Source organism: Qipengyuania sp. L-5Y (assembly GCF_056859455.1).
In genome coordinates, this window is sequence record NZ_JBSXOM010000009.1 from 1 (window position 1) to 14188 (window position 14188).

A 14188-nucleotide genomic window follows, 5' to 3' on the forward strand; every position below is an offset into this window, starting at 1 on the left:
CCTCGATCGATACATCGAGCCCTGCAAAGTACTCCATCATCCGACTCCTACGCTTCCGTTTAACCGGAGCGAGGGAAGCGCCTGATGCAGCCGCTGTGCAAGACTTGGCCGCAGCCAAGTCCTCCCCAAATACAGCGGCCATCAAAATCATCCAAAATATTAGACGCCTGCGGACACTTCCTGTTATCGCAGGCGAAGATTATGCCAGAAGCGCTGCCCCTGCAATTCGATTGCAAAAGTGCTGCAAATTAAACGGCATGAAGCGGCCCATGCGAGGGGCTATAACCTGCAACAAACTCGCACCGACATTGTCGCCCGGCGACATGGGTGACGCGGTGAAACCTTCGACGGTCCTCGTTCTCAACATCACCAAACTGCGCTTGCGCGGATGCCGAAATGGTTGAGGCGTGTCTTCTCGACCAGCAGCGGAGCAGTGTGTGAGCAACCAGAAGAAACGGTCACGATGCTTTCGCTTCGCGCGCGCTAAGATCTGAGCGACAGCAAACGAATTGTTATTGCGGTTGCTTTCGGAACCGTTCCAAAGTTGTTTGAACGTAGGGAATAGCCGGGTTAAGCTGCCGTTTGAAAGCGAGCCCTGAAGCGACAGCTTTGCGCCCTCCTTTCTGTCATTGGAGGGGGCTTCTCGATCGTCTGTAAGCTGACGGTCCGCTTTTCCGTCAATAGACCTCAGTTGACTGCGACTTTAGGTCCCAACTCGCAAGCTATTTTTCTCTGAGCGTATAGGCAGGAAAGGCAAGCTCTGCTTCCGTGACCCATCGCTCAGAATTGCAATTAGCTTAGCGTTCAAGCTGTATCCGTTGCTGTATTCCATCCTCACTAAGCCCACAGCCTTCTAGAACTCTCGCAGCAAGCTGGAGGCTTGCCTCAACAGTTTCTGGAACAGCTGCGGTGGCGCCTGCCTCGGTAAGTCGCGCGGCCTGCTCCTTATCGAGCGCTCTCACGAAAAGCGGAACGTGAGGCGCAGCTTCCCGCATCCGAATGGTGAGCAATTCAGTGGCCTTTGCATCCCCGATCGTAATCACTAGGGCACTGGCCTGGCTTACACGTGCAGCTTGCAGAACCTCTATGCGGGATGCGTCACCAAACCGCACTGGCAATCCTGCTGATCGAGCTTCCGATGCGATAGCTGAATCCCTGTCGATGGCGATGAATGGCAAATCCTCGCGATCAAGGATCGATGCGATCATTCGACCGACCCTTCCAAAACCTGCGATGACCACGTGCCCTTCGATCTCTTCCACCTGCTCAAAAGTTGCGGTCGCATCGTGGGCTTGGCTATCCTCGAGCCGCCTACCTAGCACACGCGCCAGCGTGGCCAGCGCTGGCGTCAACAGCATTGTAAGGCTCGCCACGATAAGCATGAACTGACCCGTGGGATTTGGCACCAAGCCCAGAGACATGGCCAGCCCCACTACGATGAAGGCAAATTCTCCGGCTTGGGCGAGCAGTAGACCCGCTTCTACCGCGCGATGCCGCGGCAATTTCCACAGCAGGAAAAGGCCGACGTTTAGTAGTGTCTTGAGAGCGATCAGTCCCAGCACCGAGGCCGCGATCCAGAACGGCGAATCTCCTAGAACACGCCAGTCGATGCCCATGCCGACGGACATAAAGAAAAGCCCAAGCATCAAGCCTTTGAACGGTTCGATATCGACTTCGACCTGGTGGCGATACTCGGTTTCGGCAATCAGCAGTCCAGCAAGAAACGCACCGAGCGCCATCGACAGTCCGACGACGCCAGTAATCGCAGCGGTGCCCAGCGCGACCAGAACGATCATTGCCATGAACGCTTCGCGACTGTTCGTCTGCGCGACCGCGCGGAATACCGGCCGGAGCAGCAGGCGGCCGACCGCATAGATGACGATTACCGTGACCGCAGCTTCGCCCATTGCCAAAGCAAGGCCCCCGAATATGCCTTCGTTGGCTGCAACGGTTCCGAGCACTCCGACGACAAAAAGGATTGGAACCACTGCCAGATCTTGCATCAGCAGAACCGAAAAGACCGAGCGCCCCATCGGGGTGGTAAGCCTGCTCTTTTCGATCAGCAATTGCATGACGATCGCCGTGGACGAAAGCGCGAGACACGCACCTAAAACGAGCGCCGCTGCAGGGGGATTACCCCACGCGTAAGCTATACCGCCTGTCAGGGTCCCGGTGACGACAATCTGCGCACTCCCAAGGCCGAAAACCAGTCGCCGCATCGACCAGAGTCTGTCTAGCGAGAGCTCAAGCCCGATGGCGAACAAAAGAAACACAATCCCGATCTCGGCAAGTGCTCGAACGCCCTCAATATCTTCAATCACCAGAAACGACGCGAGTGGAATTTCGTCGGCGAAAAGTCCGAGCCCGTAGGGACCGATCATTCCGCCAATTAGGAGATATCCAAGAACCGGACTGAATTTTCTCTGCAGTAACGGCACTGCAAATCCAGCCACGACTAAAAAGACAATGACCTCACGCAGGTAGGGAATGTGTAGTTGCGATTCCATAGCTCCAACTCTCTGCAAACCCGCTGTGCTTGTCGATAGCAGAACCTCTGAAATTCTTGTCGAGTGGCATCCGTGATGGTAGTTTTTCGTGGGGAAGCAGGAGCAGAACCGAAAGGGCCGATTAGTCATGCCGGGCAAAATTGTTGTAGGAACTGATTTTCGCGCGGAAGCGGATCGCGCAATCGATCGCGCATTAGAATTGGCAAAAGAGTGGAACACCGAGGTTGTCCTCGTGCATGCTCTCGATCCCGCTCTCGGCGATCCGCCGACACGTGGCGAGCTCGACAAGCGGATGCGGTCCGTACTGCCGGATAGCGATATCAAGGTCACTTTCAGGTATCCGATTGAGCGCGCGGACTACGCGATCGCCAGCGTCGCCAAAGAAGAGGGTGCCAGCCTGATCGTGCTTGGAGCGGCGCGCTTCAACAGCATGAAGGACTTCCTGCTGGGGACGGCTGTCGATTACGTGATCCGCCACTCGCCGGTTCCAGTCCTTGTTGTGAAGACCAGGGCCACCGCGCGATATCGCCGCATCGCGTGCGCGACCGATTTCTATACTCCATCCCGAGTGGCGCTGGAGAAGACCGCAGAACTTTTTCCCAAGGCGGATTTCCAGCTGATCCATGCCTATCACGTGCCGTTCGAAGGGTGGCAGAAGGCCGAATATGTGAAGAAGGACGTCGAGAAAGCCGAGCGAAAAGTGTTTGACGAGTTTTTGGAAGAGATTGATCCTGAAACTCGTAAGCGTGTCACGACGCATCTTGTTTATGGCAGCCCCGGCGGTGCGCTTCGAAAGGACATACGCGAGAGCGAAACCGACTTGCTAGTTCTCGGGACCCACGGAGAGTCCGCTCTAAGGCACGCGAGCATCGGGAGCACCGCTAACGAGCTACTGCGAAGCCTTCCGATCGATACTCTCGTCGTCACGCACTCTGCAGAGCATGCCTGAATAACACTTGGCGCTTCACAATTCTATAGGCGAAGCAGTGGCAGATCAGGAGGGTCGCCTCATATGCTTGTCCGATTGCATGGCCATGATATGGTCGACGATGGATTTGATGTCGGTTTGATCCAGATCCAGATCCATTTGCATGGGATAATTGTGCGCATCTGACAGGAAGGCCTCTAGGGTTTCGCGGGTCAGTCCTGGGGTGTTCGCGATGTCGCCAAATTCGGGTGCGTCAGCTATTGGAGACACTCCGTTCGCCGTAACAGCGTGACATTCCCCGCAGACTCCAACGATAAAGTCCGGGGCACCCTTTCTGGTGTTCGCGAGCTTCATCCTTTCGCTGGACTGGCAAGCTACTAAAAGCGAGCAAGACAAAATTAACGGAATGGCGTACTTCATTCGTCGCATCCTCTTTATTCATTCGCCGTTTGCCGGCATCTTATCGCCCCGATTGATTTCGCTAACGCCTTATCGCATGTCGATGATCAACCACCATGGTTACGCTAACGGCAATGGCGTTCGGGCTTACTGTGCAGGCATTCTACGGTAGATAGGTTCGTCGGTCCAATTGCCGCGCGGCGTCGCGAATCACAATGCTCAGTGCTTTTGCTATCAGCGTCATTTCATGGATGGTCTTGCTTTATCATTGTGGAAGGAACCGAGCGCTTTTCTCATATTCCTGAGTCAGGAACTGGCCAACTGATGATTTATAAGGTGCTGACCGCGTAACCTTTGTGACACGCTTTTCTCGCGTTACGCTCTTTAGCATTATTTGGATCGGAAAAAGCTGCACGTCGCTGGAATGCGGACATGCACCTGAGATCTCATCGTTCCGCCATTGGAAAAGGCTAGCGTGTCTGGTGTCAACCAGAAGCATGAGCTGCGGGATTAATTACATCAGCCTGACTTTCCCATCAATGATCAGGCTTTAGAAAGAGCGGGTGGATCATGACTCGCAAGAATATCATCGACCCCATTTTCGAGTGGAAGTAATGGATACTCTTCCGAGGAAAACGCGTCTTGTTGTTAATGCCGCAGAAGAAGAGGAACGCTTGAGTTCGAAAGCATGTCGTGGGTGACACCACCAAAAATGCGTTCAGTGATCCGCATGCGGCCATAAGCGCCCAACACGATTAGCCCGCATCTTCTCGCGGCCGCGGCTTCTGTTATCGTCTGCGCCACCGGCATGCCATCGAATTGAAGTTCAACCATATCGCATTCGATACCGTGCCGAGAGAGGTACTCTGCCCCGGCGATCGGGGGAAAATCGAATTGCGCCCCTTTCTTCTTTTTCATCGCGACGGTGACCAGGAATACACTTTTCGAACGCTTTAGCAGTGGGGTGGCTGCACGCAGCGCGTGGGATGCCTCCGCCGACCCGTCCCAAGCGACAAGGGCTGGCTGGTCTAACTCAAGCCGTTCGATGTTCTCCGGCAGGACAAGCACTGGACAATCAGTTGTCAGTGCGATTTCGCCCGCCGTGTATGACGGTAGCGATCCACCAACCCTGGGCTCTCGAGCACCTAGAACTATTATATCCGCCAAAGCCGAACGGCGAAGCATGGCATGCGAAACTGGGCCGCTATCCTCTATCCAGTCCCAAGGCACATTCTCGTTTGCCAGATCGACTTCGGACTTCTTGCGAAGGTTGCGTGCTTCCTCACGCCAAATTGGCACCATAGCTGCGAACGCCGCGCCATAGGGATCGGCTGAAACAGTCGTTTCGAACGGCATCGAGTTCAGAAGGGTGAGATGGCCATCAAGATACCGGGCCAGATCGAGAACCAGATCCAAGCGCCGTGGGTAATCTTCGTCGCTATAGGCATTGAATAGGATCGTTTTCATCATTTGCCCTCCAACACAGACGGAGAGTTCCGTCCGAACTCCCTTAAGGATAGGACGAGTCGACGAAGGAGTAATTGATCCAAGACAATTTAGAACGAAGATGCACCAGCGCGATGCCAATCGGACGCACAAGTAAACCAGGGATACGAACTGATTGCCGGAGAACATCGCGTTTGTGCGGCCGAAGAAGCCGTGGTGGCCATTAATTGCATGGGGCGCCACCCGCGATGAAGGGAAGTGAATACTCGTGCTCGTATTTTTATCGTAATTTATCAGACAGATAGAGTTTAATGAGGCGATCTCGTGTTCGCTTAAGGTTCTTATCCCTATGTTTATTAGCGTCTTGCGCCGAGCCAGATTGCACAGAACTGTGCGCGAGCGACTCAATTCTCACACAAGCTTAACACGCGCACGCACGACGCGCATGACTGGACCCGGATGGGCGGTTCACTGGTCGTCCGGTGACTGCCGAAAAGCACGCGGCACGCCTAAAAGACAAAAATCATCGATCTTTAGAAGTTCTCAAACCGCAGAACTGAATTTCCGTCCGTTCGGTTGGCGATAGGTGTCGAAAGTTACTGCAATACTTCGTGCGTAGGGCAGGCCCCCAGGAAGAATTTCGAGCCATTGTCGATCGATCAACGCGAGACCACGCTCTAAAAATGGACTAAGCCTTTCGCGGGCTTCGTTCATCAGACATGCTCCGAGTTGCGCGCGCCCTTGGCAAAGCAGTTGTTCGATAACCGCCGCTCGATAGCGGTCGTCGGCTGTGCGCCTGATGCCGCGATTGGCTGCGACGTGGTGCTGCGAGGCGATCATCCGGTAACGGCCGCTGTTCTTTTCGTTCTGCGCAAGCAGGTGCGGGAAACTGCTAGTGGCCGATGTGCCGAGGCCAATAAGAATGTCGCTCGAGTCGTCGGTAAAGCCCTGAAAATTGCGGCGAAGCTTACCCCTGAATGCAGCACTCGCCAACGGATCGCTTCCTGGCCGTGCAAAATGATCGAACCCGATCGATGCATAGCCGTGGGTGACAAAATAGGCGTAGCCCATCTCGGCCATGGCGAAGCGCTGGCGCTGGTCAGGTAAGTTGTTGTCGTCGATGACCTTTTGCCGTGGGACGATATGCGGGACATGAGCGTAGCCAAACAACGCTACACGGTCGGCGCCGAGCACGCGGGTGCGTTGGAGACTGTCTTCGAGGTCGTGCATGGACTGGCCCGGAAGTCCGTACATGAGGTCGAAGTTAAGCGACGTAACGCCAGCGTCGCGCAGCCAGTCGACGGTCTGGACGATGCAGTCTTCCGATTGGACGCGGCCGATGGCCTCCTGGCAATGGGTCGCGAAAGTCTGCACGCCGAGGCTGGCACGTTCAATGCCGACACGATTGATCGCCGCAGCCCATTCGCGCGTCATCGTGCGCGGGTCGAGTTCGATGGATATGGTCGGATTGGGCGAAGCAAAGTTGAAGAACAGCGCATCGACCAAACGCTGGAAATCATCCGGGTCGAGGGCATTCGGGCTCCCGCCGCCAAATGCGATGCGCCTGACGCGGGTCGATGGTGGAAGGAGTGATGCAACGTGGACGATTTCGCGATGGAGAGCATCCAAGTAGGATTCCAACCGCTGTCGCCGCCCCGCGGCTGCCGTGTTGCAGCCGCAGTAAAAGCAAATTTTCTCGCAGAACGGGATATGGATGTAGAGCGAGACGTCGCCCTCTGCGTGCCGCAGGGCCTGCCGGTAATGGTCGGGATCGAGATCACCAAATTCCGCAGCAGTAGGGTAGCTCGTATAGCGGGGCACGGGCGTTGCGAGGAGGTCTGGGTAATAGGGCCACATAGCAGCCCTCATGGGCGCGCCATGAAGATCGGTCATTGAGCCAGATCAAATCTCTTGCGGCAAGATCCGGCATGGCACGCCTTTGCATGACAAGGCGGAGCGGGAGGCGATTTGTGCTTGATCGGGATTTCCGCAAATCCGCCGCCGCATAGCTTGACCGTGATATTTGTCTCGGCAGTAGGCAGTGGTCCCAGCGCCAGCGGCAAGAGGGCGCACAGTGCGGCGAGCGATGAGATACTCATCGCTCGTCTTCATCGTCGTCGATCAGGATGCGCCGGGCCGCGCCATCCAGATCCTCGAACTGGCCCTTGCGCATTGCCCAGAAGAACGCTGCCAGACCCAGCACCCCGAGACCGAGTGCGATCGGAATGAGGAAGGCCAGCCCACTCATGGGGCGGCCTTGGCGAGGCGGAGCGAATTGCCCACTACCACAAGCGAGCTAAATGACATCGCGACAGCGGCAATAAGCGGGGTGACCATGCCTGCCAGCGCTAGAGGTACCGCAAAGACGTTGTAGATTATCGCGAATGCGAAGTTCTGGCGCACGATGACCATGAAGCCGCTCGGCAGCGGTCTTGCTTCCCAGGGCGATGACCTTTTCGCGACTGCGACGGAGTGAAAGTATGGTGTTGTCTAGCAGATGGCGAAGGATGCCTGGTTCCGTTGTCGCCTCCGTGAGGTAATCATCCGAAGGAAAGGTCACGAGCCGGGCTTCGCGTAATGCGATGACAGAATAAACGTAATTATCGGGTGCGGGCACGGTGAAAATGTCGCCAACAAAGTGAAAAGCGAGAACTTGGTCACGAGAGTCCGACATGTGAGCGACCAGTTTGGTTACGCCACATGCGACATAGATGATTTGGTGGTCGCCCTCGCTGACCTCGAACGAAGCGTTGCGCGTAAGCGAGCTCAACTTCGCGCGGTGCTGAAGACGCCGACGAGCAGCATCGCGAGAACCTGCCGGCACTACACAGCTCAAGAATTCTTCGAAAGCGTTCGCGCAACTGGTCACTTGTGGGCAATGGGTGAAAGCCGCCGGGAGATCATTGATCTAGATCAATGCGGCGGTCTTTCCCGCGACATAATTCGCGGCCGAACGCTGGAACTTATGGAAGCATGGTGCTTCCACTGCAGCGCAGAAGGATCATCATATGAACAAGTTGCTTATGGCTGTGCTGACTAGCGCGGCGATGTTCGCCACACCGGCGCAGGCGCAGGATGATGACAGGAGCCTTCAGGTTAAACTGCTCGGCACCTACGTCGCCCCCGACGGCAAAATCACAGAGTTCAGGACAGACGTCGTTGGTCTTCCTGCCACCACTCAGACCAAAGCCAATGACAACATCGTGCCAACGCTTGCAGTCGAGTACTTCGTCAAACCGAAGTTCTCGGTCGAGACGATCTGCTGCCTGACTCAACATGATGTCGATGGCGTGACGGGTGTCCCTGGCGCCGAACTGGTTTCGAAGGCCAAGCTCATACCCGCCACGCTTACAGCGAAATATCACTTCGGTGCTGCAAATGTGAGGCCTTACCTCGGCTTAGGGATGACGTATTTCTGGTGGATCGATGTAGATCCTGGGGCAGATACTATTCCGCTCGGAGTGACGCGGACCACTCTTTCCGACGAGTTCGGCTTTGTCCTGCAGGCAGGCACCGACATCGCGATCGGAGATAGCGGTTTCGGCCTGACAATCGACGCAAAGCGCTACTTTGTCGATACCACAGCGCGATGGTATTCTGGCGATGCGTTGGCCATTGAAACCCGCCACCAACTTGACCCTTGGGTCCTTAGTGCAGGCGCGAGCTACCGCTTCTAAAAAGTCCAAGGAACCCGGAATAAATGCTCGGTACTAGACGGCGCGATTCTCGAGTGCACTTCGCTCGAGGATCGTGACCTCTCGCCGCGAAGGTAGTCCAATCAGCCCCTCGCTTTTCAACTTCGTGAATTGGCGACTGACTGTCTCGATGGTTAGACCAAGCACGTCACCGATTTGTTGACGGGACAGGGGTAAAGCGAATACCGACGCGGCATTGACCGCGTTTAGGCACCCATCTGGCGCGAGCCTCTCCGACATTTCGAGTAGAAAAGTCGCCATCTTCTGTTCCGCATTCATGCGACTAAGCAGTAGCATCCAGCGGCGCGTCCGGTCTAACTCGGACAACGTACGTTCAAGCAGCTTGTGCTCTAAGCGTGGATGATCGCGCGCGAAGCGATCGAAGTCCGCTCGGCGAAACACGCAAACATTGGCGTCAGTCAGGGCTTCAACACCATAGGGAGTGGTGTCTCCAAAAGGTCGCCCAAGGAAATCCGACGGATATACGAGACCGAGAATCTGCTCCTTGCCGTCGGCCAACTGCGTCGACAACTTAAGCACGCCGTCAATCACGTTGGCGACAAGGACAGCTTCGTCGCCTTCCCATAAGAGTTGTTCGCCTTGTTCGAGACGTCGTCGGCGCCCAATCGAATTTAGAAGGTCGAGTTCATTGCTGTCGAGATCGCCGCAGATCGCCCGGTTGCGCACTGCACAGGCTTGGCAGAAATTTGCGGGAAGATCACTCGTCGACAGTTCCATTGGAACGCTTTCTAGCGAGTTCGCGGGATCTGGTCCAATATCCGTTTAAAGAAGGCTGGAAAGGCGTTTGATTGCGTGCGCCAAAAATCAAATGTTCGCTTCATCCAATTGTTTGCTAAAAGCGGACAGTCTGGAACCGGCCCATTTGCTGTCAGTAAAGGGTACGCTTTCTGTGGCACCTGTCTTCGATTGCTCACAGTCATCCGTGAAGCCTTTAGCAGAGAAACCTTCGAGCAGTTGTTGGGCTTTCTGGACCAACGCATTTGTATTGTCCTGCTCGCTTTTGGATCAGAAAGGCATCCATCGGGTCCTGGGATGTTTGAACAAGGTGCCACGATCGCATTTGCGCCCTCATCCCATTGCTGCAAATGACTCGCCATCCACCGTGGCGAGAGATTACGCGCTCGAAAAGATCGGCGCTGCTTATGAGGAACTGCATGCATCGTGCCTGAATATGGCGCTGTACGATGCTCACTCGGGTGAAACAGCTATTGCGCCCCACCGTAATGCGCGATGATCGCATCCGGACCGACCGCCTGATCCGATTTGGTGCCCAGGAAATAAACTCCGCTGGCACCGTCGATGGCATAGTCGGCAGGGATGATCGCGTCGAAATAGACTGCCCAGAAAAAGGCCAGCTTGGCTATCTTGCCGGCGGCGCGTGAGCGAAAAACGCTGCGCACGAAATAATCGACTGCCCACATCAACTGTCTTCCCGGTCCGCCGGATGCACCTGAATCGATCAGGGCAAATCGGCGGAACAGATAGCGGTGACCGCTCTCGGTAAATCTGGTGAAATCGTAAGCCCCTTCGTGGACCTGCTGCATGAAGGGGGTCTCGGCATAAACCAGGCCTCCGGGCTTCAGCACCCGCCGGATTTCGTCAACCACTCGCTGCGGCTCCAGAACGTGTTCGAGCACAGCCTGCACTACGACCCCGTCGAAATAGCAATCGATGATCGGAATATCGTGCGCATCGGCGACGAACTGCACCTGCGGCGTCGAATAGATGTCGAAAGCAAATATTTCCACATCGGGGTCGACATAGAGCGCCTTCATTCCTTGTCCCTCGCTCCCGCCACCGATCACGAGAACCCTGGGACGATCGGACCGGCGCTTGAGTTCGGAAATCAGCCGACAGACATTTCTGCGCGTCGATTTCTTTTCCGGCGACAGCAGGGATTTGATCAGCTTCGTGGCGAAGGAATATCGTGGCCGCTCGATCGCGCTTTCTGCCCCCGTTGTTTCAAGATCTTCGCGGCGGATTACCGAATTCGCAAAATCGATTAGCACGGGTTTTCCACGGGCTACTGGAAAGTCGCAGGGCTCGCTTCCGCCGACCGAGGTCCGACGGCTCACGCGTCCGTTTTCGAATTTAAGCGCCTCTCCAGTGATGGGACTTTGGAGCGCACCGTCGAGGTCTTGGATCGAAGCAAGCATGAGAATGATCTCCTCTGAAAGGCGATCACGCCGAAGCGCGCCCGCTATTGAGACGAGAGGCTACTCCTGTCTGTTATGTTCACGGCAGGCTGCGTTTCTTTAGCCAGTTCGTGGTAGACTAGCATCATCTGCTCGCTGGGCGGCGGAAACTCAATTTCTCATAGGTATATGCTCCACCTGGTTTTCCGCGACTGGTCAATGCGGATCGCGCCGTGCGCCGAGGGCGGTTATGGCTGCCCCATTCAATCACTGACCGCGCACGCAAGTTAGATGTGGAACAGAAGCTGCGGCGTGACCATATGCTAAGCGATGTTAAAGACTTTGCGTATCGCAGGCCGGGACCGCAAGCGCCTGGAAGAAATTTTCAGCGTCACCTCCCGCTATGGCCTCGGCGTTCTGCTCGCCCGGATAGGACTGGACCGCTCGGGCAGCGATGATGCGGGCGATGGTGTGTCGCATAGCCTGCCTCGGCGCACTCGACTTGCCATGGAAGAGCTTGGGCCGACCTTCGTAAAGCTCGGCCAAATCCTGGCGACACGCGCCGATCTCCTGTCTCCGGAGTGGGTTGCAGAATTCGAGCAATTGCATAGCAAGGCACCAACGCTTCCGTTCGAGGAGTTGCGACCGATTGTCGAGGAGGCGCTTGGCGAGGCGCCCGAAAGCGCTTTTTCGGAATTCGATACAGAACCGCTGGCGGCGGCCTCCATAGCGCAGGTCCATCGCGCAACGCTGCACGATGGGCGTGCAGTAGTGATCAAAATCCGCCGGCCCGGCATTCGTTTGAGGGTCGAGGCGGATATCCGGCTCCTTGCGCATATTGCGGCCCTGGCGGAACGCGGCAGTGCCGAAGCGAGGCGCTTCGGGCCGAGCCGGATGATGCGACAGCTTGCGGACGCGATGATTGAGGAACTCGACTTCACGAACGAAGCGCGCAATGCTGATCGTCTGCGAACCGATTTTGCCGATCAGCCGAGCGTCGTCGTGCCCGAAATCCACTGGGAATGGACGTCTGAGACGCTGCTCGTCATGGAATACATTGATGGTGTGCCGCCGAGCAATGCGCAGGCTCTGGTGTCTGCGGGCCTTGATCCGGCCCGAATAGCAGCGCTGGGTGCCGACATGGTGCTGGACATGGTATTAGTGAACGGCCGGTTCCACGGTGATCCGCATCCGGGCAACCTTCTCTGCCTGCCGGGCAATCATATAGCTCTTCTGGACCTGGGCATGGTCGGCTATGTATCCCCGCGCAGGAGAGAAGAATTTGTCAGCTTCGTGCAGGCGCTTAGCACTGGCAGTCCGACGCAGCTCGCCGACGTGTTGACGCGGTGGTCGATCGGCGACGACGTTCCGGCGGACCGCGTGCTCTCTGCATCGGAACGGCTGATCGCGCGCCATGGCAGCGGTCGCCTTGTTCTGGGCGCCATGGTAACCGATTTTCTGGGGCTGATGCGCGACGAGCGCATGACGTTACCGCCCGACCTTCTCCTGATCTTCAAGGCGCTGATCACGATGGACGGGGTATTGGCGAAAATCGAACCGGACTTCGACCTGACGCAGGCCATGCGACGCTCTTCGTTTCGAATCGCGCAGGCGCGCTTGTCACCCGAGCACTGGAGTCCCATTCTGCAGGGCGTCGCTTGGGAACTGTTCAAGATCGGAGATGACGCGCCGCGCCTGATCCGGGCGGCGATCCGCCGGTTGGAACAAGATGGAATGCCGCCGTCTCCATCGCCTCCGGCTCGCGGCGGCTCGAGCGGCGATATTCACTGGCTTGCAGCTGCAATCGTGGCGGGCGCCGTGATCATAGCGATAGCGCCCTGGTTTTATTGAGGCGTGATCGGGGAGCATGGCGAATGTTTGGCTCGAGGTCATTAGCTGAACGACCGCGTTGAGCACTCACGCCGGCAACACTGGACAGTCAGGAGACGACCCAAAAGCGGTCGTCATGGCCGGACTGCTTTAGATAGCTAGAATGGGCGACGCACGAATTGCCAAAGCTTCTTGGGCAAAGACTATTGCTTGTCTGGTTTCGCGCGCGCTTCTGCCCTGAGCTTCTCTAGTCGTTCCGAACAAAGTTCGTGTACAACGCGACCAAGCTCCTCAACCTGTTCGCCAAGCCATTCAAGCTCTTCTTTACTGATGCGGTAGTGTTTCGAGTATCGCGCTTTGACGTAGGCTTCCCTGAGCTTCTCGAACCGCGCGCGATCCTTACGATTGTCGCGCGGCCAGACGAACGTCAGGCGATAATCGATCCGCTCAGCCTGCGTACGCAGGAAGCCCAGATTGTGCACGTGGGGCGTGTAGAAAGTGCAGACGAGAAGGACGCAGTGGTAGAGGGTCTCTGTCCCCTGATGCAAAAGAAAGGCAGCTTTCTTCCAGTCGCCTTCGGACATATAGAAGCGGTAGCCCTTTAGAAAGCTCGCCGCGCTCGGCATCCACTCGTCAAAATACTCCTGCGCCATGGTGAGCGCCTGCGTGGGCGTCTTGGGCTTGGGCGTATGCAGTTCGCTGTCGTCGAACTGGTAAAGCGCTACTCCGTCCTGCTTCACGTCCATGAAGAAGTAGCGACCATGGGCTAGACCGTCGTTCACTTCTTGCAATGTATGGACGATGAAGTTGACCGGCGTCTTGAGCGTACCGGTCACACCGTACTCGCGCATCAGCCGGTCATCGAGCTTGGCCCAGTATTTGACCCTGTCCGCCAACCTCTTGTCGTTGACGATGATGAGCAGATCGTAGTCTGACTGATAACCCTTGGCGGTGTGCGGCTCATCGACCCAGGTGCCGCGGGCATAGCTGCCGTAGAGGATAATCTTGAGTATCCGTCCGGCTTTCTTCCACTCGTGCTTGGCGAGCGCGAAGGCATCGTTGAACTCTTCGAAGATGAGCTGGACAACGCGTTCGATCTCGCGCTGCTTTTGAGGGGGAAGATGATCAAGGTCCGTCTTCATCGGTCAAACCCTAGCAAGCTGTTCGGCCGCTTGCACGTGCCGAGTGCAGCAGCGCGCGGCGACGGCGCCATCCATAGCGCTGAGG

General features: G+C 56.4%; 12 protein-coding genes. 4 read left to right on the forward strand and 8 right to left on the reverse strand.

What is annotated here, in order from left to right:
* Positions 1-404 (forward strand): hypothetical protein (locus AC13F2_RS00285; RefSeq protein ID WP_482964220.1); only part of this gene is annotated, 404 nt, incomplete at its 5' end.
* Between the two features lie 393 nt (positions 405-797).
* Here AC13F2_RS00285 and AC13F2_RS00290 read toward each other — a convergent pair.
* A complete protein-coding gene (locus AC13F2_RS00290) occupies positions 798-2636 on the reverse strand; it encodes a cation:proton antiporter domain-containing protein (RefSeq protein WP_482970433.1) in 1839 nt (612 codons plus the stop codon).
* On the opposite strand from AC13F2_RS00290, the gene AC13F2_RS00295 reads away from it, so the two are divergent.
* A complete protein-coding gene (locus tag AC13F2_RS00295; RefSeq protein ID WP_103025008.1) occupies positions 2635-3456 on the forward strand; it encodes a universal stress protein in 822 nt (273 codons plus the stop codon). The two genes, AC13F2_RS00290 and AC13F2_RS00295, sit on opposite strands and share 2 nt — an antisense overlap.
* 45 nt (positions 3457-3501) lie before the next feature.
* On the opposite strand, the gene AC13F2_RS00300 is transcribed toward AC13F2_RS00295, so the two are convergent.
* The 4 genes from AC13F2_RS00300 to ccoS form a co-directional block, all read right to left on the reverse strand.
* Complete coding sequence (locus AC13F2_RS00300; protein ID WP_301642835.1) at positions 3502-3855, reverse strand: hypothetical protein; 354 nt, start codon at positions 3853-3855, stop codon at positions 3502-3504.
* A gap of 627 nt (positions 3856-4482) precedes the next feature.
* Positions 4483-5304, reverse strand: coding sequence for a universal stress protein (locus tag AC13F2_RS00305; protein WP_482970434.1), 822 nt, complete (start codon positions 5302-5304; stop codon positions 4483-4485).
* Positions 5305-5823: 519 nt separating this feature from the next.
* Positions 5824-7137, reverse strand: a complete 1314-nt coding sequence (hemN, locus tag AC13F2_RS00310) for an oxygen-independent coproporphyrinogen III oxidase (protein ID WP_301643089.1) — start codon at positions 7135-7137, stop codon at positions 5824-5826.
* A gap of 238 nt (positions 7138-7375) precedes the next feature.
* The gene (gene ccoS, locus AC13F2_RS00315; protein ID WP_103025004.1) at positions 7376-7528 is read right to left on the reverse strand and encodes a cbb3-type cytochrome oxidase assembly protein CcoS; all 153 of its coding nucleotides are present in this window, start codon (positions 7526-7528) and stop codon (positions 7376-7378) included.
* A gap of 760 nt (positions 7529-8288) precedes the next feature.
* Between ccoS and AC13F2_RS00320 the strand changes: the two genes are divergently transcribed.
* Complete coding sequence (locus AC13F2_RS00320) at positions 8289-8957, forward strand: OmpW/AlkL family protein (protein WP_301642832.1); 669 nt, start codon at positions 8289-8291, stop codon at positions 8955-8957.
* 33 nt (positions 8958-8990) lie between these two features.
* Here AC13F2_RS00320 and AC13F2_RS00325 read toward each other — a convergent pair whose 3' ends face one another.
* Together AC13F2_RS00325 and AC13F2_RS00330 are read right to left on the reverse strand one after the other, a co-directional pair.
* Positions 8991-9713 (reverse strand): Crp/Fnr family transcriptional regulator, encoded by a 723-nt coding sequence (locus AC13F2_RS00325; RefSeq protein ID WP_103025000.1) that lies wholly within the window; start codon positions 9711-9713, stop codon positions 8991-8993.
* A gap of 488 nt (positions 9714-10201) precedes the next feature.
* A complete protein-coding gene (locus AC13F2_RS00330; RefSeq protein WP_103024999.1) occupies positions 10202-11152 on the reverse strand; it encodes a class I SAM-dependent methyltransferase in 951 nt (316 codons plus the stop codon).
* A gap of 309 nt (positions 11153-11461) precedes the next feature.
* Here AC13F2_RS00330 and AC13F2_RS00335 point away from each other — a divergent pair, with 309 nt between their 5' ends.
* A complete protein-coding gene (locus AC13F2_RS00335; protein ID WP_103024998.1) occupies positions 11462-12982 on the forward strand; it encodes an ABC1 kinase family protein in 1521 nt (506 codons plus the stop codon).
* Between the two features lie 182 nt (positions 12983-13164).
* Here the strand turns inward: AC13F2_RS00335 and AC13F2_RS00340 are convergent, their stop codons facing one another.
* On the reverse strand, positions 13165-14103 hold the full coding sequence (locus AC13F2_RS00340; RefSeq protein WP_103024997.1) for a HEPN domain-containing protein: 939 nt from the start codon (positions 14101-14103) through the stop codon (positions 13165-13167).
* Positions 14104-14188 lie beyond the last annotated feature (85 nt).

What these genes read in the sequence shown, in the direction of transcription:
- AC13F2_RS00295 (WP_103025008.1), top strand. Translation starts at nt 2,635, where the DNA reads ATGCCGGGCAAAATTGTTGTAGGAACTGATTTTCGCGCGGAAGCGGAT.
- AC13F2_RS00290 (WP_482970433.1), bottom strand. Translation starts at nt 2,636, where the DNA reads ATGACTAATCGGCCCTTTCGGTTCTGCTCCTGCTTCCCCACGAAAAAC.
- AC13F2_RS00300 (WP_301642835.1), bottom strand. Translation starts at nt 3,855, where the DNA reads ATGAAGTACGCCATTCCGTTAATTTTGTCTTGCTCGCTTTTAGTAGCT.
- AC13F2_RS00305 (WP_482970434.1), bottom strand. Translation starts at nt 5,304, where the DNA reads ATGATGAAAACGATCCTATTCAATGCCTATAGCGACGAAGATTACCCA.
- hemN (WP_301643089.1), bottom strand. Translation starts at nt 7,137, where the DNA reads ATGTGGCCCTATTACCCAGACCTCCTCGCAACGCCCGTGCCCCGCTAT.
- ccoS (WP_103025004.1), bottom strand. Translation starts at nt 7,528, where the DNA reads ATGAGTGGGCTGGCCTTCCTCATTCCGATCGCACTCGGTCTCGGGGTG.
- AC13F2_RS00320 (WP_301642832.1), top strand. Translation starts at nt 8,289, where the DNA reads ATGAACAAGTTGCTTATGGCTGTGCTGACTAGCGCGGCGATGTTCGCC.
- AC13F2_RS00325 (WP_103025000.1), bottom strand. Translation starts at nt 9,713, where the DNA reads ATGGAACTGTCGACGAGTGATCTTCCCGCAAATTTCTGCCAAGCCTGT.
- AC13F2_RS00330 (WP_103024999.1), bottom strand. Translation starts at nt 11,152, where the DNA reads ATGCTTGCTTCGATCCAAGACCTCGACGGTGCGCTCCAAAGTCCCATC.
- AC13F2_RS00335 (WP_103024998.1), top strand. Translation starts at nt 11,462, where the DNA reads ATGTTAAAGACTTTGCGTATCGCAGGCCGGGACCGCAAGCGCCTGGAA.
- AC13F2_RS00340 (WP_103024997.1), bottom strand. Translation starts at nt 14,103, where the DNA reads ATGAAGACGGACCTTGATCATCTTCCCCCTCAAAAGCAGCGCGAGATC.